The sequence below is a fragment of the Geodermatophilus sp. CPCC 206100 genome, assembly GCF_048569675.1.
Classification (GTDB): Bacteria; Actinomycetota; Actinomycetes; order Mycobacteriales; family Geodermatophilaceae; genus Geodermatophilus.
Genome location: NZ_JAQISV010000023.1, coordinates 97172 through 113424, shown reverse-complemented (window position 1 = coordinate 113424; position 16253 = coordinate 97172). Strand labels below are relative to the sequence as shown.

Below are 16253 nucleotides of genomic sequence, written 5' to 3'. Positions count from 1 at the left end.
CGCCCGCGGCGCGGCCGCCGCCGGCTCGGGGGCCGCCGGCTCGGGCACCGCCGCCGGGACGGCGGCCGGTGGCTCCGCGGGCGGGGCGGGCGTGGGCGCGGGGACCGTGGCCGCGAGGACCTCCGGCGACGCGGCCGGTGGTGTGCTGGGGGCGGCGGGGCGGGGCCGGACCGGCGGCAGCGAGCCCAGGACGGCCTCGGGCGTGGCGGTCGGGGACGTCAGCGCGGTCGAGGGCTGCGCGCCGGGCTCGGCCGGGGCGGCGGACGCCTGGGGCAGCGCGACGAGGGCGACGGCGGTCAGCCCCGCCGCGATCCCGACCGGGAGGTGTCGTCGCACGGGGACCGGCCGCCGGGTACCGCTGCGCGGTCGTCCGGCTCGCCGGTGCTGGTGCGGCATCGCGGTTCCCCCATCGCCGGCCGGGGCCCCGGCTCGCCGTCCGGCGCGCCGAGGCCCCTACTCAACTCCGAGACCCCGGCGTCCGGAAGCCCTCTCGGGCGTGTCCGTCGCGGGGCCGGAGCGTGCGCGTCCCGAGCATCGACCGATCCGGGGTCCCCGGCCACCCGGCCGACCGGCCGCGGCGTCGGTGCCCAGGGCGGGAGATGGGCATTCCGCCCGATGTGACGACCGGTCGCGGTGGCCAGGCTCGGGAGCACCGACCGACCGAGGAGAGGACCCCCATGACCGTCCAGCTGGAGGACACCGAACTCAAGGCGCGGCACCGGAAGATGTGGGCCTCCGGGGACTACCCCCGGATGGTCGAGACCTTCCTGCTGCCGCTCGGCCCGCGGCTCGTGGACGCCTGCGGCATCGGCCCGGGCGCCCGCGTCCTCGACGTCGCGGCCGGCACGGGCAACGCCTCGCTGCCCGCCGCGGCCGCGGGCGCGCGCGTCACCGCGAGCGACCTGACCCCCGAGTTGCTCGACGCCGGCCGGCGCCGCGCCGAGGCGCAGGGCCTGGAACTGGAGTGGACACCCGCCGACGCCGAGCACCTGCCCTTCGACGACGCCTCCTACGACGTCGTCATGTCCTCGATCGGCGTCATGTTCGCCCCGCACCACCAGGAGGCCGCCGACGAGCTCGTGCGGGTGTGCCGGCCGGGCGGGACGATCGGCCTGCTGTGCTGGACGCCCGAGGGCATGATCGGCGCGCTGTTCCGCACGTTGAAGCCGTTCGCCGCACCGCCGCCGCCCGGTGCCCAGCCCGCGCCGCTCTGGGGCAGCGAGGACCACCAGCGGGCGCTGTTCGGAGGGCGGGTCGAGTTCGGCTCGGTCACCCGCGAGGTCCTCGACATCACCGCCTTCGCGCACCCGCACGACTACGCCCGGCACTTCACGAGCTACTACGGGCCGGCCATCGCCGCGCGGGCCAACGCCGCCAAGGACGGGCGGGAGGCCGAGTTCGACCAGGCGCTGGACGCCTTCTGCGACGAGTGGAACCGCGGCAGCGCCGACTCCGCTCGCTTCGAGCACGAGTACCTGTTGTCCGTGGGCACGCGGCGCTGACGCTGCACCGGGGTCCGGGGGGCTCCCCCGGACCCCGGCTGCGTGGGACGCTCGCCGCATGGCCAGGCCGATCGAGGCCACGTCGCTGCGCGACGGCTGGCGAGCCCTCGAGCGGGCGGACTGGAGCGCCGCCCGCTCGGCGTTCGAGGCCGCCCTCGAGCAGGAGGGCGGCCCCGATGCCCGCGACGGGCTGGCCCAGGCGCTGTGGTTCCTCGGCTCCATCGCGGACGCCGTCGCGCTGCGCGAGCGGGCGTTCGACGAGTACGTGCGCGAGGGTCGCTGCGACGACGCCGTCCGCACGGCCGTGTGGGTCTCCCACCAGCACATGCTCGCCGGCCGCGGCTCGGCGGCGCGCGGCTGGCTGGCCCGCTCGGAGCGGGCCCTGGAGGGCGTCCCGGAGTGCGCCGGCCACGGCTGGGTGGCCGTGGAGCGCGCCCGGCAGGCGACCTCGGTCGAGGAGCAGGTGACGCACGCCCGCCGGGCGCTCGAGGTGGCGCGGGCGATGGGGAACGGCGACCTCGAGGTGCTGGCCGTCAGCCTGCTCGGCCGGGCGGAGGTGCGCGCCGGGCGGCGGGAGGACGGGCTGCGGCTGCTGGAGGAGGCGATGGCCGCCGCCAGCGCCGGGCGGGTGCACAACACCCACACCCTCGGGGAGGCCTACTGCAACCTCATCCTCGCCTGCAGCGGCGCCGGGGAGTGGGAGCGGGCCACCGAGTGGTGCGAGCTCGTCGACGCCTTCGCCCGCACGCACGGGATCGCCCCGCTGTTCGGTGCCTGCCGCACCGTGCACGCCGACCTGCTGCGGGCCAGCGGCCGCTGGGCCGAGGCCGAGGACGCGCTGCGGGACGCGCTGGCCACCCACGCCCGGCACATCCCGGAGATGAGCGCCCCCACGATCGCCTCGCTGGCAGAACTGCGCGTGCAGCAGGGCCGCCTGCCCGAGGCCGCGGAGCTGCTGGCCGGGCGGGAGGAGCACCCGGCCGCGCTGCGCGCCCTCGCCCTGCTGCGGATGGCCGACGGCCGGCCCCGCCAGGCGGTGGCGCTGCTCGAGCGCGGCCTGCTCCTGGCCGGGGACGACGCCGTCGCGGCCACCCAGCTGCTCGCGCCCCTGGTGGAGGCCCGGCTCCAGCTCGGCGACGTCGACGGCGCCCGGGCCGCCGGGACGGAGCTCGCGCGGCTGGCCGACGCGTCGGGGATCCGCCTGATCCGTGCCCGGGCCGAGCTGGCGGCGGCGCAGGTCGCCCTGGGCTCCGGGGACGGCGCCGCGGCCGCCGGCCCCGCCCGCCGGGCGCTGGGCGCGTTCAGCGCGCTGCTCATGCCGCTGGAGGCGGGGCTCTCCCGGCTGGCGCTGGCCCGGGCGGCCGCCGCCGACGACCCGGAGACCGCCCGCGACGACGCCCGCACCGCGCTGGGCGCCTTCCGCCGGCTCGGTGCCGCGCGGGCCGTGGACGCCGCCACCGGGTTCCTCCGCGGACTCGGTGAGGCGTCGGGCCCGCGCCCCCGGGCCGCCGGTGACCTCACCGCGCGGGAGGAGGAGGTCCTGGCCCTGGTCAGCCTGGGGCTGTCGAACGCGGCCATCGCCCACTCCCTGGTCATCAGCGAGCGGACCGCCGGCCACCACGTGAGCCACATCCTGACCAAGCTGGGCGTCCGGAACCGCGCCGAGGCCGCCGCCCAGGCCGCGCTGCGCCGCGTCGGCGGGGGGACGGCGGACGGCCGGGTCCCGGTCTGACCGGGCGCCCCCCGCGGGCCGGCGGTCAGCCGCCGTAGGGCCGGGTGATGGCCTCGAGCAGGTGGCCGTCGGGGTCCCGGAAGTAGACGCCCCGGCCCCCGTCGTGGGTGTTGACCGCGCCCGGCCGCTGCAGGAACGGGTCGGCCCAGTACTCCAGTCCGCGCTCCCGGATGCGCCCGAAGACCCCGTCGAACTCCTCCTCGCTCACGAGGAACGCGTAGTGGCGGGGCACCACCGGGTCCTCTTCCAGGAAGTCGAGCGAGACGTCGTTGGACAGCTGGACCACGCGGAACGGGCCGTACGTCGTGGGCGCCGGGAGCCCCAGGACGTCGGCGAGGAACGCGGCCGACGCGTTCCGGTCGCGGGCCGCGACGATGGTGTGGTTGAGCTGCACGGGCATGTCCGTCCTCCCTCTGCCGGGGCACGACCGCTCCGGGCACGACCGCCGCGTAGGACGGCCCACCACGAGAAGACCAGCACGACGGCGGGCCGGCGTCGAGGGGTCGCGGCTCAGCCGCCGGCGAGCAGCGCGCGGACGCCGTCGATCGTGTCCGCCTCGGCGGGCGTCTTGTCCGGGCGGTACCGGAGCACCCGGGCGAAGCGCAGCGCGACGCCGCCGGGGTAGCGGGGACTGCGCTGGACCCCGTCCAGGGCGATCTCGACGACGAGCTCGGGGCGCAGCAGCACCCCCCAGTCGGCCTGCTCGCGGGCGTGGCCCGGGAACGTCTCGGTCTGCCAGTCCAGCAGCGCGTCGGTCATCCCCTTGAACGTCTTGCCCACCATCACCGGCTGCCCGCCGTGCGGGTCGCGCGCGCCCAGGTGGATGTTCGACAGCTTCCCGGCGCGCCGCCCGTACCCCCACTCGGCGCCGAGGACGACCAGGTCCAGGGTGTGCACCGGCTTGACCTTCTGCCAGGCCCGTCCGCGGCGGCCCGCCGCGTAGGCGGCGTCCAGCGCCTTGACGACCACACCCTCGTGGCCGGCCGCCAGCGCGTCGTCGAGCACCCCGGCCGCCTGCTCCGGGCTCGGGCTGCGGACGCCGGGCATCCGGAGCGCCGCGTGCGCGTCCGCCGCGAGCAGCCCGGCCAGCGCGTCCAGGCGCACCGACAGCGGCTCGTCGAGCAGGTCGCGGCCGTCCACGTGCAGCAGGTCGAAGAAGAACGGGCTGAGCAGGACACCGGCGTCGGCCGCGTCGCTGCCGAAGCGGCTCATGGTGTCCTGGAACGGGCGCGGGCGGCCGTCGTCGTCCAGGGCCAGGGTCTCCCCGTCGAGGACCGCGGTGGTGCACGGCAGCGCCCGCACGCGGTCCACCAGCTCGGGCACCGCGTCGGTCACCTCGCGCAGGGTGCGGGTCCACACCCGGACGTCGTCGCCGTCCCGGTGCACCTGGATGCGGGCGCCGTCGAGCTTGAACTCCACGGTCACGCCGGTGCCCAGGTCGGCCAGCGCGGCGTCCAGGGAGGAGCCGGGGCTGGCCAGCATCGGGTGCACGGGCCGGCCCACCTGCAGGCGCGTGGCCTCCAGCGCCTCCGCTCCGCCACCCAGGGCGGTGGCCGCGGTCTCCGGCACGCTGCCCGACAGCATCGCCGACCGCCGGACCAGCGGCGCCGGGACGCCGGCCGCGGCGGCCACCGCGTCGAGCACCACGCCCTCCAGGGCGCCCTGCCGCAGCTCGCCGGTGAGCAGCCGGAAGAGGAAGCGCTGCTCCTCCAGGGTCGCCGTGGCCAGCAGGGCGCCGAGGAGCTCCTCCCGGCGGGACGTGGACCCGGGACCGCCGGTGGCCGCCAGGTCGGTGAGGGTCCGGTCGAGGGCGGTCACCGTCAGCGCCGGCGTCGCGGCCGGCTCGGGGGTCAGCCGGGACAGCGTCCGCCACCCCACCCCGAGCCGGGCCTGCAGCGTCTCCCCGGACAGCCACGCGGTCACCGGCCGCACCTCGTCGTCCCCGGCCTCCCGGAGCAGCGCGGCGATGGCCGCGGCCTTGGCGGTGCGGGACCGGGTGGCCGCCACCGCGGCGGACACGGCGAGGACGTCGCTGAGCAGCACCGCGCCATCGTGGCAGCGACGACCGACGGTTCAGCCGGGGTGGTGCGCCGCCCGGTGCTCGGCCAGCGCGTCCAGGCCGAAGTCGGCCTCCGGGTCGCGCCACACCGAGTGCGCGTGGTTGCCGCCCTGCTGGGTGTCGTCCCACTCGATCAGCAGCCGGTGCCCCTGCAGGCGGAAGTAGTGCGGCTGCCCGGGCTCGGTCGACCCCGCCCACGCCAGGTGCAGGGTGTCGGCGTCCACCGGCGGGACCACGCCGGCGGGAGCCCGGTCCAGGTGGGCGGCCAGCAGCGACCGGAGCAGCTCCCGCCCGGTCGCGTCCAGCTCGCCGGCCGGGAGGCCCAGGGGCAGCTCGGTGAGGGGGAGCCGTCCGCCGTCGGGGCCGGGCGCCACCTCGGTCCCGGTGGGCAGCCGCGGGCGGTTGCCGCTGACGATGTCCGACGGCGCCCGGTCCAGCAGCACGGCGCGCGCCCGCAGGTCCGGGGGGAGCGACCGGACCAGGTCGCGGGCGAGGTCCTCGGTCCCGCCCAGGGGCCGCAGGGAGCCTCCGCCGAGCAGCGGGGCCGAGGCCGGGTTCGCGCCGAGGAAGCAGGGGGTCACGGCCCGCACCCGGCCGTCGACCACGAGGTCGTTCAGCGAGACGTGGTGCCCGCCGAAGCGCCAGCCCCACGGGGCGGTGCCGCCCGGCTCGCCGAACACCCGCAGGTAGTAGAGCCCGGGATCGCGGAAGCGCTCCCGCCCGCCGCCCCGCGGGAAGCCCTCCGCGCGGTCGAGCACGTTCTCCAGGCCGATGACGGTGCACACCGTCACGTACCCGGCGGTCGACAGGCCGGTCGCGACCAGCTCCATGGCGAGCGACTGCTGCAGGGGCCGCTGCCGGCCGAGGGGGAGTCCGCCGTGGTCGGTGGGGACGTAGTGCCAGCGGAGCCGCTCGCGCTCGGCCGCCGTCCCGGCCCGGGGTCCCGGCCGCTGGGCCAGGTCGCGCTGCTGCGGATCGAGCGCGTCCAGCCACGCGGCCGCGGCGGCGGCCATGCGCCCGGCGACGGCCGCCGCGGCGGGCTGCGGGTCGTCGGCGGGGTCCACGGGATCGTCGGCGGACGCCGGTGGCGGGCGGGCCCGCAGGCCCGGACCGCCACCGGCCGGTCCGTCAGGCGCCGCCGGCGTCCTGCTGGCCGATGCGCTGGTCGGCCATGTCGCCGACCTTGTCGGACTGCTGGTCGAACTTGCCGCCGGTCTTGTCGTCGGCGAGCTGCTCGGCCTTGTCGAGCGCCTGGTCGCTCTTCTGCTCACCCTGCTCGCTGTTCAGGGCGTCCTTCGCCTTGTCGCCGAGGCCTCCGAGGCTCATGCCGTGCTCCTTCGCGCGCTGGGAACGGGACGGCGGGATACCCCGGCGGCGGCGTTCGACGCCTCCGGAGGCGAGTCGCGACCGATGGCTGGAACGAGAGGGCGGGGACGCAGTGCGTCCCCGCCCTCCGCTCACTCGCTCTCGTCGAGCGCGGCGGCGACCCGGCGGTGGGCGGTCCAGATCTCGTCGGGGATCCCCGCGAACCCCGACAGGTGCTCCTCCCGGTGGGCCATCTCCTGGCGCCAGCGCGGCGTGTCGATGGTGAGGATCCGGTCGAGGTCGGCGGGGCTGATGTCGACGCCCTCGAGCTCCAGCTCCTCCTTGGCCGGCACGATCCCGACCGGCGTGTTGATGCCGGTGACGTCGCCGTCCCGCAGCCGCGCCAGCCACAGCAGGGGACGCAGGTTGTCCCGGTAGCCCGGCCACAGGAACCGGCCGTCCTCGCCGCGCTGGAACCAGTTCACGTGGGCGAAGATCGGCTGGTCCGTCGCCGCCCCGATGATCTTCAGCCAGTGCGCGGCGTAGACGCCCTCGGGCGTGGCCATGAACGGGCGCATCGACATCGGGTCGTACCGCAGCACGCCCTCGGTGCCCTCGGCGGCGAAGGTGGCCTCGGCGCCGAGGGTCAGGCCGTCGTACACGCCCTCGGCCAGGTCGGTGATCGCGCGGACCAGGGGCTCCCGGTCGCGGGTGCGGCCGCCGAAGATGATCGCGTCGATCGGCACGCCCTTGGGGTTCTCGAAGTCGGGGGCGATGTTCGGCACGTTGGCCAGGGTCGTGGTGAACCGGCTGTTCGGGTGCGCCCACGGCGCGCCCGCGTTCTCCGCGGACCGCTCGGAGACCAGCTGGCCGGTCCAGTCCCGCCAGCCGGTGGGGTCCGCCGGCGGCTCGGGGGTCTTGCCCTCCCACCAGACCTCGTGGGTCGACTCGTTGTAGGCGACGTTGGTGAAGATCGTGCCGGTGCCCTCGGCGATCGCCGCGACGGCGGTGGGGTTGGTGGCCTCGTTGGTGTCCTTGGCGACGCCGAACACCCCGAACTCCGGGTTGATGCCGTAGACGCGGCCGTCCTCGGGGTCCACCCGCAGCCAGGCGATGTCGTCGCCGTAGAAGGTCACGTGGTAGCGGTCGCCGAGGCCCTCGGGCGACAGCATCATCGCCAGGTTCGTCTTCCCCGACGCGCTCGGGAAGCCGCCGCAGATGTGCCAGGTGCGGCCGGTCTGCTTGTCGGTGATGCCGAGCAGCATGAACTGCTCGGCCAGGAAGATGCCCGACCGCCAGCCGTCGTAGGCGCCCTGGCGCAGGCCGTGAGCGATCTTGCCCAGGAGCGCGTTGCCGCCGTAGGACGACCCGTAGTGCAGGATCGTCCGCTCGTCGGCCACGGTGACGAAGTAGCGCTGGTCGTCCGGCGTCCCCTGGCCCAGGTTCTCCAGGTCGCCGGTGACGTGCACGCCGCGCACGAAGCTGTCGGGGTCCTCGAGCTCGTTGACGTACTCCACGCCGACCCGGGCCATGCGGATCATGTGCAGCACGACGGTGCGGGTGTCGGTCAGCTCGACGCCGGTGGCGTAGCCGGCCAGCGGCGACCCGGGCGGGGCCATCAGGTAGGGGACGACGTACATCGTCTTGCCGGCCGACTTGCCGCGCATCCGCTCCTCGAGGAGGGGCCGCATCTCCTCCGCCGGGCGCCAGTTGTTGTAGACGCCCTTGTCGGCGGGGTCGCTGGTCGCGACCACGGTGCGCTCCTCCGAGCGCGCGGTGTCCTTGGGGTGGCTGCGCGAGTAGTACCGGCCCTCGCCCGCGGGCTGCAGCTCGCCGGCGTCCAGCGCCTCCTGCACGAGCCGGGCGTCGTCGGAGGCGTTGACCACCTCGACCCGCGCGGCGCCGGTGTGCGCGGCCCAGTGCCGGACGAAGTCGCGGACGCGACCGTTCTGCAGGCCTGCCTCGTCGAGCACGGCGTCGATGGCGTCCACGACCCAACCTCTCCTTCGAGGAGCGCTCCGTGCCGCGCCACCCGGTCGTGGGCGCGGAGGGGCTCGATGGGAGGGGAAACTACCGACCGTGCGCGCGACGCGTCACACGGGGCGCGGACGCGGCCGCCGCGGGGAGCTCAGCCGAGGCCCGGTGCCCGTGCGCCGAGGGTCCGCTCCACCGCGGCGGACCCGTGCAGGGCCACCGCCCGGCCGGCCCGCCCGGCGGCGTCGAGGTGGTCGAGCACGAGCTCGCGCGCGGGCGCCGACAGGCTGGTCACCGAGGCGGCGTCGATCGCGTCGACCCGCACCGGCTCGCGCCCGTAGCGGCGCAGAAAGGCCTCGACGGCGGCGCCGTCGACCTCGCCGGCCAGGCACAGCACCCGCCCGCCGGAGGTGTTGAGCAGGCGGACGACGCCGCGCCGCGCCGGGCCGTCGGTCGGGAGGGCGGTCACCCGGCCAGTGTCCCGCCGGTGCGCGGAGCCGGCCGGGAACAGCGGGCCCCCCTGCCCGGTTCGGGCCGACGCCGGAGGTCCTTGTCCCCGCGGCCCGCGGTGGCGGATCGTCCGGGCACCGCGCCGCGCCGATGCCCACTCCGAGAGGACCCGACATGACCACGACCAGGCCCGACCCGGCGACGTCGGAAGCCGAGCGCGCCCGCATCCGGGCGGCCCACCTGCGGCCGGCCGGCGAGCGCCCCGCCTCGACCGCGCGCGGGCTGCACCACACCGCGCTGATCAGCAGCGACGTGGAGCGGACGGTCCGCTTCTACCAGGACGTGCTGGGCTTCCCGCTGACCGAGCTCATCGAGAACCGGGACTACCCGGGCTCCTCGCACTTCTTCTTCGACATCGGCAACGGCAACCTCCTCGCCTTCTTCGACTTCCCGGGCCTGGACGTCGGCCCCTACGCCGAGGTGCTCGGCGGCCTGCACCACATGGCCATCAGCGTCGAGCCGCGGCACTGGGAGGAGCTGGTGCGGCGGCTGACCGACGCCGGCGTCGCGCACGAGGTGCACAGCGGGGTGTCGGTCTACTTCCGCGACCCGGACGGCGCCCGCATCGAGCTGATCGCCGACCCGCTGGGTGAGATGTACGGCACGCACGTCCTCTGAGCCGCCGGGGTCACGGCCGGCCGGATCCGTCGCGGCCGGCCGCGACCACCTCGGCGAGGGTCGCGCCGTCCCGCGCCACCCACGCGCGGCCGTCGTCGGTGAGCACGACGGGGGGCTGCAGGAGCCGCGGGTGCTCCGCCAGCAGGCCGGATCCAGGCGTCGGCATCGCGCGCCGTGTCGCGAAGGCCCAGCTCGCGGGCCGGCGACTCGGACATCCGGGTGACCTCCCACGGCTGGGGGTCGAGGGCGCTCAGCGCGGCCCGCAGCTCCGCCTCCGTGGGCGGGTCGCCCAGGTAGCGGCGCACCGTGTGCTCGACGCCGGCCGCCTCGAGCTCGTCCCGGGCGGTGCGGCACCTGGAGCAGGACGGGTCGAACCAGACCTCCACGCCGCCACGCCAGAGCCCGCCAGCGACCCGGGTCACCCGGTCGACTCGCTGCCGGCGATTGTCACAACTGCATAACGACGGTTACCGTGGGTGGTGTCCGGCGGTGTCACGCCCCCACCCGGGGGAGTCCGAGCGGACGCCGCCGAGTCGCCCTCCGGGGCGAGCCGGGGACCCACCGCAGTACTGGGGTGAATCCCGCCCGGGCGCGTCCCGGCCGGGTAGGGCTGCTTCCCGCCCGAACCCGTCAGCTAACTCGGTAGGCGGCATCGGGAGAAACGGAGAGCCGCCGGATGGCGCCCTCGGTCACTGCTGCGCGACCCCGCTCGGCCGGGCACGGCAGGACCCGAGGCCGCCCGCGCACCTGACCGCCCGCGGCCGTCCCGCCGCCCGCCGCCGCACACCCCCGAGCGCTGCTGTTCAGCCGGCTCCCGCCGGTTCCCCCGTGTGCTCGGCCGGCCGGCCCCGACGACCGTGGCCCCTGCTGCCCGCATCCCCCCGCAGCCGACCGTTCTCCCCGGTCCTCCTGCGCCCGCACCCCCGGAGCACCCACCACCCATGGACACCCGCACGACCCCGTCCGGCCGCGCTGCCCGCTCGCGCCGCCGCCCGCCCTCCTCGGTCCGCCGTCCCGGCCTGTACCTGGGCGTCGCCGCGGCCGGCGCCGTCCTCGTCCACGTCGTCGTCGGTGCCGAGCCCGCCGCCGTGGCCGAGGCCGGCGCCACGGAGTCGGTGAGCGTCGCGCAGGAACTCGGCCTCTCCGCCTCGGCGGGCCCGGTGGACCTGACGCGCGACCTCCAGCCCCTCGAGGACCTCGCGGCCACCCGCAGCACCCGCGAGGACGCCCAGGTGGCGGCCGCGCAGGTCCAGGCGGCCGCCGACCAGGCCGTGCTCGACCGGCAGCGGGCGGAGGCCGAGGCCGCCGCCCGCGCCGCGGCCGAGGCCGAGGCGGCCGCCCAGCGCGAGGCCGCCGAGCGGCAGGCCGCCGAGCAGCAGGCCCAGGCACGGGCCCAGGCCGAGGCGCAGGAGCAGGCGGCGGCCCCCGCGGCCGCCGCGCCGCCCACCGCCGCGCGGGCCTCCACCGCGGCCGCCGGCGCGGTCGCGAAGATCACCAACTCCGCCGGTGGGGTGAAGCCGCAGGTGCAGGCCGCCGCCAACGCGGTCGTGAGCAACGTGCCCGGCTTCGCCGGCAACACCATCGGCGGCACCCGCGCCAGCGCTGCCGACCCGGGCGGCCACCCCTCGGGGCTGGCCGCCGACTACATGGTGGGCACCGACGCCGGCCTCGGGGACGCGGTCGCGCAGTACCACATCGCCCACTGGGAGGAGCTCGGCGTGGACTACGTCATCTGGAAGCAGCGGATGCTGAGTTCGCCCGGCGGCGCGTGGAAGGCGATGGCCGACCGCGGCGGCGTCACCGCGAACCACTTCGACCACGTGCACGTCAACTACCGCGGCTGACCCGCCGGTCGGCCGCCGTCCGGAGGACGGCCTAGGGTCGGTTCCCATGCCGACGACGCCGGAGCAGCCGACCGCGGGGACGGTCCGGGACCTCGGGCTGCCCACCCGGGCGGTCACTGCCCTGACCCGCGCCGGGATCACCCGCGCCGACCAGCTGGCGCGGCTGACCCGGCGGGACCTGGCCGGGATCGACGGGCTGGGCGCCGGCTCCATCGCCGCCATCCGGCTCGTCGTCCCCGAGCCGCACCAGGACGGCGCGCCGTCCCGCTCCCCGGAGGACGACGCGGAGTCGCCCCGGGCCCTGCCGATCCCGTCGCTCGAGTCCCTGCGGGCCCCCCGCGGGCGCACGACGGTCGACCTGATCGTGCCCGCGACGCCGCCCCGCGACCCCGCGGTCTGGCCGGCTCCGCCGCCGCCGCGGCCTCCGGAGTACGCGGACCTGTGGCGCATCGGCCGGCGGGTCGCCGGCTCGGTCGCCGGAGCGCCCTGGCGGCTGGCCCGCGGCTCGGTGCTCGTCCCCGTGCGGCTGGTGGCGCGGCTCCTCGGGCACGGGCGCTGAGCGGTCCGGTCACGGGTCCGGCCGCCCCGCGCATCGGTGTCGTCGGCGCCGGCATCGTGGGCCTGGCGGTCGCCCGCCGGTTGGCGCAGCTGCGGCCGGACGCGCGGATCACCGTCGTCGACAAGGAAGCCGACGTGGCGGTCCACCAGACCGGCCGCAACAGCGGCGTCGTCCACGCCGGCCTCTACTACCCGCCGGGCTCGCTCAAGGCGCGGCTGTGCACCCGGGGCCGGGCCCTGCTGCGCGAGTTCTGCGCCGAGCACGGCCTGGTCCACGACGAGTGCGGCAAGCTGGTCGTCGCCCGGCACGCCGGGGAGCTGCCCGCGCTGGCCGAGATCGAGCGCCGGGCCACCGCCAACGGGGTGCCCGGCCTGCGCCGGCTCCCGGGGAACGCGCTGCGCGAGGTGGAGCCGGAGGCCGCCGGGGTGGCGGCGCTGCACTCGCCGCACACGGCCATCGTCGACTTCCGGGCCGTGGCCCGGGCCATCGCCGGGGAGCTCCGGAGCCAGGGGCACGAGGTCCGGCTGGGCTTCGAGGTCACCGGCGTGCGGCGGGAACCCGGCGGGGGAGTGGTGCTCCGCTCCGGGGAGGCCGACCTCGCCGTCGACCGGCTGGTGGTCTGCGCCGGGCTGCAGGCCGACCGGGTGTCACGCCTGGCCGGTGACGCGGCGGGCCCGGCCATCGTGCCGTTCCGCGGCGAGTACCTCCGGCTGGTCCCGGAGCGCCGCTGGCTGGTGCGCGGGCTGATCTACCCGGTGCCCGACCCCCGCTACCCGTTCCTCGGCGTCCACTTCACCCGGCGGGTGGACGGCGGGGTGGACATCGGGCCCAACGCCGTCCTCGCGCTGGCCCGGGAGGGCTACCGCTGGCGCGACGTGCGGCTCGGCGAGCTGGCCCGGACCCTCACCTGGCCGGGCACGCGCCCGCTGGTCCGGCGGCACTGGCGGACCGGCCTGGCCGAGGTCCACGGTTCGGTGTCGCGGCGGGCGTTCGTGGCCGCGGCGCGGGCGTTCGTCCCCGCGCTCACCGACGGCGACGTCGAGCGGGCGCCGGCCGGTGTCCGCGCCCAGGCCGTCGACCGGGACGGCACCCTCGTCGACGACTTCCGCATCCACCGGCTCGGCTCCGTCGTGACCGTCCGGAACGCGCCGTCCCCCGCGGCCACCTCCGCCCTGGCCATCGGCGAGTACGTGGCCGACCGGGTGCTCGCCGGCGACGCGGACTGACCCGCGTCCAGGAAGCCCACGGGGCCGTGCCAGCCGCGGCACAGGCTGCGCGCGCAGGCTGCTCCCGAGGCCGGAGACGCCGGCCCCGGACGAGGAGACCCTGTGCGCAAGAAGCTCGTGATCGCGGCCACCGCCGGCGCGCTGACCCTCACCGGCCTGGCCGTGGCCGTGCCCGCGCTGGCCGACGCGGATCCGGCCGAGGGCACGTCGTCCTCCCGGCTCGACCGGATCAGGGACGCCCTGTCGGGGCTGGTCGGCAACGGCTCGATCACCCAGGAGCAGGCCGACGAGGTGGCCGGCACCCTGGCCGCCGCCGACCTGAGCGGGCACGGCGGGCACGGCGGCGGCAGGGGCCTGGCGGTCGCCGGGGAGGCGCTCGGCATGAGCGAGGACGACCTGCGCTCCGCCCTCCAGGCCGACGGGGCCACGCTGGCCTCGGTCGCCGAGGACCAGGGCGTGGCGGTCGACACGTTGGTCCAGGCGCTGGTGACCGCGCAGCGGGAGCGCATCGCCGCGGCGGTCACCGACGGCCGGATCACCCAGGAGCAGGCCGACGAGCGCCTGGCCGACCTCGAGCAGCGGGTAACCGAGCGGGTCTCCGAGCCGCTCGGGGACCGCGGACCGCGCGGGGACGGCGACCGGCCGGCGCACGACTGACCCCTGCGGCACGGCGCCGACCCCCCTCCGCGTGCTGTGCCGCAGGACCGTCCCGCGCAGACGTCCTAGACATCTGTTGCGGGACCCCCGGCCAGGCAGCATGCTCCCCGTGGGCGGGGCCCCGGGGCAGGACCCGGGTGCGCCCTGCCCGCCAACGTGGGCACGCGTTCCGCAGGGCCCCGGTGCGTCCGCGCCGGGCCCTGCGGCACGGTGGGGGAGTGCAGCCGCTGATCGACGCCGGCCTCCTCCCCGAGGGGCTCACCCCGACGGTGCTCGCCCTCGTGCTGTGCGCGGCGCTGGCGGCCGGGTGGGTCGACGCGGTGGTCGGGGGCGGCGGGCTGCTCCAGCTGCCGGCGCTGCTGCTGGTCCCGGGGATCACCCCGGTGCAGGCGCTGGCGACCAACAAGCTGTCGTCGGTCTTCGGCACCACGACCAGCGCCGTCACCTACGCCCGCCGGGTGCACCCCGACCTCCGGACCGCCCTCCCGATGGCGGCGATCGCGCTGGTCTGCAGCTTCGGGGGAGCCTCGGTCGCGGCCCTGCTGCCGGCCGCGGTGTTCAAGCCGGTCATCGTCCTGGCGCTGGTCGCCATCGCCGCGTTCACCCTGCTGCGGCCGTCGCTGGGCGGGGTGACGGCGCTGCGCCACACCGGGCACCGGCACCACGGGATCGCCGGCGCCCTCGGTGCCGGGATCGGCTTCTACGACGGCGTCCTGGGGCCGGGGACGGGGTCGTTCCTCGTCTTCGCCATGGTGTCGCTGCTGGGCTACGACTTCCTGTCCGCCAGCGCCAAGGCCAAGATCGTCAACGTCGCCACCAACCTGGGGGCGCTGCTGTTCTTCGTCCCCCACGGCTCGGTGTTCTGGGGCCTGGGCCTCGTGCTGGGCGCGGCGAACACGCTCGGCGGCTACCTCGGCTCCCGCGCGGCGACGGCCCGGGGGGCCGGGTTCATCCGCGGGGCCTTCCTCGTCGTCGTCACCGCGCTCATCGGCCGGCTCGGCTGGGACGTCTGGACCGAGAACCTGCGGCCGCTGGTCGGGTGAGGCCGACCGGGGAGGTCAGGCGCTGAGCGGGATGCGGCGCTGCAGCCGCAACCGGCGACGCTCCCGCTCCGAGAGGCCGCCCCAGATGCCGAACCGCTCGTCGCCGGCGAGCGCCGTCTCCAGGCACTCCGAGCGCACGGGGCACCCGGCGCAGACCCGCTTGGCCTCGCGGGTGGAGCCGCCCTTCTCCGGGAAGAACGCCTCCGGGTCGGTCTCGGCGCACAGGGCGTCCAGCCGCCAGGACTCGTCGATCGGGCCGTCGGGGGTCCACGGCGTCCCGAGCAGGGAGTCGCCGGCGGTGGGGGTGTCGGAGAGGAGGGTGAGGGCGGGGCGGGTGGAGGAGTGCACGGGAAGCTCCTGGTGAGTGGGGTGTGCGTACCGCCTGTGACGGAACGGTACGACCTGGCTGCTGTCTGTGACGTTACGGAGACCTCTGTGCGGTTGGCACTGGCACAAAGTCTCCGAAACGGACGGGTCCGATTGGTGGATTGTGTCGGCGACCCCGGCCGCGCTGCGCCGGCGACGGCCCGTCACACCGGTTCGACGACCTCGGACTCGCCGGGCACGCCCCGGTCCACGACGACGGGGGGCCCGCCCCTGCGCGGCCACACGCGGTAGGAGTGGAAGGCCATCGGGAGGCCGCGGGCGGCGAGGGGGTCCGCGGCGTCCATGACCTGCACGTGCACGTGCGGCTGCGTCGAGTTGCCCGAGTTGCCGCAGGCGCCGACCTGCCCGCCGGCGGCCACCGGCTCGCCCGCCCGCACCCGGATCGAGCCGCGGCGCAGGTGCGCGAGGACGACGAAGCCGCTCCCGCCGTCCAGCTCGAGGACGACGTGGTTGCCGGCCAGCGCGGCGGCGCCGCCGCGGGCCCGGGCCGCCTGGGTCGCGGCGTAGGACAGGAGGGTCAGCGGTGACCGCCGGGCCTCGTGGTCGTCCTCGCCGTCGTGCACCGCCACCACCCGGCCGGCCGCGGGTGCGAGGACCGGCCGGCCGAAGGCCGCGAACCGGTCGGCCGGCTCCGTGGCCAGCAGCGTCCGCCAGTCGCGGGTGGTGGCGGTGCGGCGCCCGCGCACGGCGACGAAGTCCATGGCGTAGGTGGTGGCGAACAGGTGCGTGCCGTGGCTGGGCACGCGCCGGGCAGGGCTGTTCCGGGCGAGCCACGTGCCGGAGAAGGGCAGCCGGAGCACGACGTGGTCGGGGACGGACGCCACGCCCCCATCCTGC

General features: G+C 76.9%; 18 protein-coding genes and 1 riboswitch. Of the genes, 8 read left to right on the top strand and 10 right to left on the bottom strand.

The window, feature by feature from the left end:
* Positions 1–336: hypothetical protein (locus PGN05_RS13415; RefSeq protein ID WP_419753048.1), on the bottom strand; the 336-nt coding region annotated here is incomplete at its 3' end.
* Between the two features lie 341 nt (positions 337–677).
* Here PGN05_RS13415 and PGN05_RS13410 point away from each other — a divergent pair.
* The gene (locus PGN05_RS13410; protein WP_419753047.1) at positions 678–1502 is read left to right on the top strand and encodes a class I SAM-dependent methyltransferase; all 825 of its coding nucleotides are present in this window, start codon (positions 678–680) and stop codon (positions 1500–1502) included.
* Between the two features lie 58 nt (positions 1503–1560).
* Positions 1561–3234 (top strand): LuxR C-terminal-related transcriptional regulator, encoded by a 1674-nt coding sequence (locus PGN05_RS13405; protein ID WP_419753046.1) that lies wholly within the window; start codon positions 1561–1563, stop codon positions 3232–3234.
* Between the two features lie 25 nt (positions 3235–3259).
* Here PGN05_RS13405 and PGN05_RS13400 read toward each other — a convergent pair whose 3' ends face one another.
* The 6 genes from PGN05_RS13400 to PGN05_RS13375 form a co-directional block, all read right to left on the bottom strand.
* Positions 3260–3634, bottom strand: coding sequence for a VOC family protein (locus tag PGN05_RS13400; RefSeq protein WP_419753045.1), 375 nt, complete (start codon positions 3632–3634; stop codon positions 3260–3262).
* Positions 3635–3744: 110 nt separating this feature from the next.
* Positions 3745–5277 carry an ATP-dependent DNA ligase gene (locus PGN05_RS13395; protein ID WP_419753044.1) on the bottom strand — a complete coding sequence of 511 codons (1533 nt, stop codon included), beginning with the start codon at positions 5275–5277 and terminating at the stop codon, positions 3745–3747.
* 30 nt (positions 5278–5307) lie between these two features.
* Positions 5308–6357 (bottom strand): DUF3500 domain-containing protein, encoded by a 1050-nt coding sequence (locus tag PGN05_RS13390; protein ID WP_419753043.1) that lies wholly within the window; start codon positions 6355–6357, stop codon positions 5308–5310.
* 64 nt (positions 6358–6421) lie between these two features.
* Positions 6422–6619 carry an antitoxin gene (locus tag PGN05_RS13385; RefSeq protein WP_419753042.1) on the bottom strand — a complete coding sequence of 66 codons (198 nt, stop codon included), beginning with the start codon at positions 6617–6619 and terminating at the stop codon, positions 6422–6424.
* Positions 6620–6750: 131 nt separating this feature from the next.
* Positions 6751–8589 (bottom strand): phosphoenolpyruvate carboxykinase (GTP), encoded by a 1839-nt coding sequence (locus tag PGN05_RS13380; RefSeq protein WP_419753041.1) that lies wholly within the window; start codon positions 8587–8589, stop codon positions 6751–6753.
* Positions 8590–8726: 137 nt separating this feature from the next.
* A complete protein-coding gene (locus PGN05_RS13375) occupies positions 8727–9041 on the bottom strand; it encodes a hypothetical protein (protein WP_419753040.1) in 315 nt (104 codons plus the stop codon).
* A 155-nt stretch (positions 9042–9196) separates the two neighbouring features.
* Between PGN05_RS13375 and PGN05_RS13370 the strand changes: the two genes are divergently transcribed.
* Positions 9197–9700 carry a VOC family protein gene (locus PGN05_RS13370; RefSeq protein WP_419753039.1) on the top strand — a complete coding sequence of 168 codons (504 nt, stop codon included), beginning with the start codon at positions 9197–9199 and terminating at the stop codon, positions 9698–9700.
* A gap of 10 nt (positions 9701–9710) precedes the next feature.
* Here the strand turns inward: PGN05_RS13370 and PGN05_RS13365 are convergent, their stop codons facing one another.
* Positions 9711–9866, bottom strand: a complete 156-nt coding sequence (locus PGN05_RS13365) for a hypothetical protein (protein ID WP_419753038.1) — start codon at positions 9864–9866, stop codon at positions 9711–9713.
* Between the two features lie 350 nt (positions 9867–10216).
* Positions 10217–10364: riboswitch (cyclic di-AMP (ydaO/yuaA leader) on the top strand.
* A 277-nt stretch (positions 10365–10641) separates the two neighbouring features.
* On the opposite strand from PGN05_RS13365, the gene PGN05_RS13360 reads away from it, so the two are divergent.
* The 5 genes from PGN05_RS13360 (at position 10642) to PGN05_RS13340 (ending at position 15029) form a co-directional block, all read left to right on the top strand.
* Positions 10642–11544: a hypothetical protein gene (locus tag PGN05_RS13360; RefSeq protein WP_419753037.1), complete on the top strand. Its 903-nt coding sequence runs from the start codon at positions 10642–10644 to the stop codon at positions 11542–11544.
* A gap of 46 nt (positions 11545–11590) precedes the next feature.
* Complete coding sequence (locus PGN05_RS13355) at positions 11591–12103, top strand: DNA-directed RNA polymerase subunit alpha C-terminal domain-containing protein (RefSeq protein ID WP_419753036.1); 513 nt, start codon at positions 11591–11593, stop codon at positions 12101–12103.
* On the top strand, positions 12100–13329 hold the full coding sequence (gene lhgO, locus PGN05_RS13350; protein WP_419753051.1) for an L-2-hydroxyglutarate oxidase: 1230 nt from the start codon (positions 12100–12102) through the stop codon (positions 13327–13329). Before PGN05_RS13355 ends, lhgO begins: the two co-directional genes overlap by 4 nt.
* Before the next feature lie 102 nt (positions 13330–13431).
* The gene (locus PGN05_RS13345) at positions 13432–13986 is read left to right on the top strand and encodes a hypothetical protein (RefSeq protein ID WP_419753035.1); all 555 of its coding nucleotides are present in this window, start codon (positions 13432–13434) and stop codon (positions 13984–13986) included.
* A gap of 218 nt (positions 13987–14204) precedes the next feature.
* On the top strand, positions 14205–15029 hold the full coding sequence (locus PGN05_RS13340; RefSeq protein ID WP_419753034.1) for a sulfite exporter TauE/SafE family protein: 825 nt from the start codon (positions 14205–14207) through the stop codon (positions 15027–15029).
* A gap of 15 nt (positions 15030–15044) precedes the next feature.
* On the opposite strand, the gene PGN05_RS13335 is transcribed toward PGN05_RS13340, so the two are convergent.
* Together PGN05_RS13335 and PGN05_RS13330 are read right to left on the bottom strand one after the other, a co-directional pair.
* Positions 15045–15314: a WhiB family transcriptional regulator gene (locus tag PGN05_RS13335; RefSeq protein ID WP_419753050.1), complete on the bottom strand. Its 270-nt coding sequence runs from the start codon at positions 15312–15314 to the stop codon at positions 15045–15047.
* 245 nt (positions 15315–15559) lie between these two features.
* Positions 15560–16240: a M23 family metallopeptidase gene (locus PGN05_RS13330; protein WP_419753033.1), complete on the bottom strand. Its 681-nt coding sequence runs from the start codon at positions 16238–16240 to the stop codon at positions 15560–15562.
* Between the last annotated feature and the right edge of the window lie 13 nt (positions 16241–16253).

What these genes read in the sequence shown, in the direction of transcription:
- PGN05_RS13410 (WP_419753047.1), top strand. Translation starts at nt 678, where the DNA reads ATGACCGTCCAGCTGGAGGACACCGAACTCAAGGCGCGGCACCGGAAG.
- PGN05_RS13405 (WP_419753046.1), top strand. Translation starts at nt 1,561, where the DNA reads ATGGCCAGGCCGATCGAGGCCACGTCGCTGCGCGACGGCTGGCGAGCC.
- PGN05_RS13400 (WP_419753045.1), bottom strand. Translation starts at nt 3,634, where the DNA reads ATGCCCGTGCAGCTCAACCACACCATCGTCGCGGCCCGCGACCGGAAC.
- PGN05_RS13385 (WP_419753042.1), bottom strand. Translation starts at nt 6,619, where the DNA reads ATGAGCCTCGGAGGCCTCGGCGACAAGGCGAAGGACGCCCTGAACAGC.
- PGN05_RS13370 (WP_419753039.1), top strand. Translation starts at nt 9,197, where the DNA reads ATGACCACGACCAGGCCCGACCCGGCGACGTCGGAAGCCGAGCGCGCC.
- PGN05_RS13365 (WP_419753038.1), bottom strand. Translation starts at nt 9,866, where the DNA reads ATGCCGACGCCTGGATCCGGCCTGCTGGCGGAGCACCCGCGGCTCCTG.
- PGN05_RS13360 (WP_419753037.1), top strand. Translation starts at nt 10,642, where the DNA reads ATGGACACCCGCACGACCCCGTCCGGCCGCGCTGCCCGCTCGCGCCGC.
- PGN05_RS13355 (WP_419753036.1), top strand. Translation starts at nt 11,591, where the DNA reads ATGCCGACGACGCCGGAGCAGCCGACCGCGGGGACGGTCCGGGACCTC.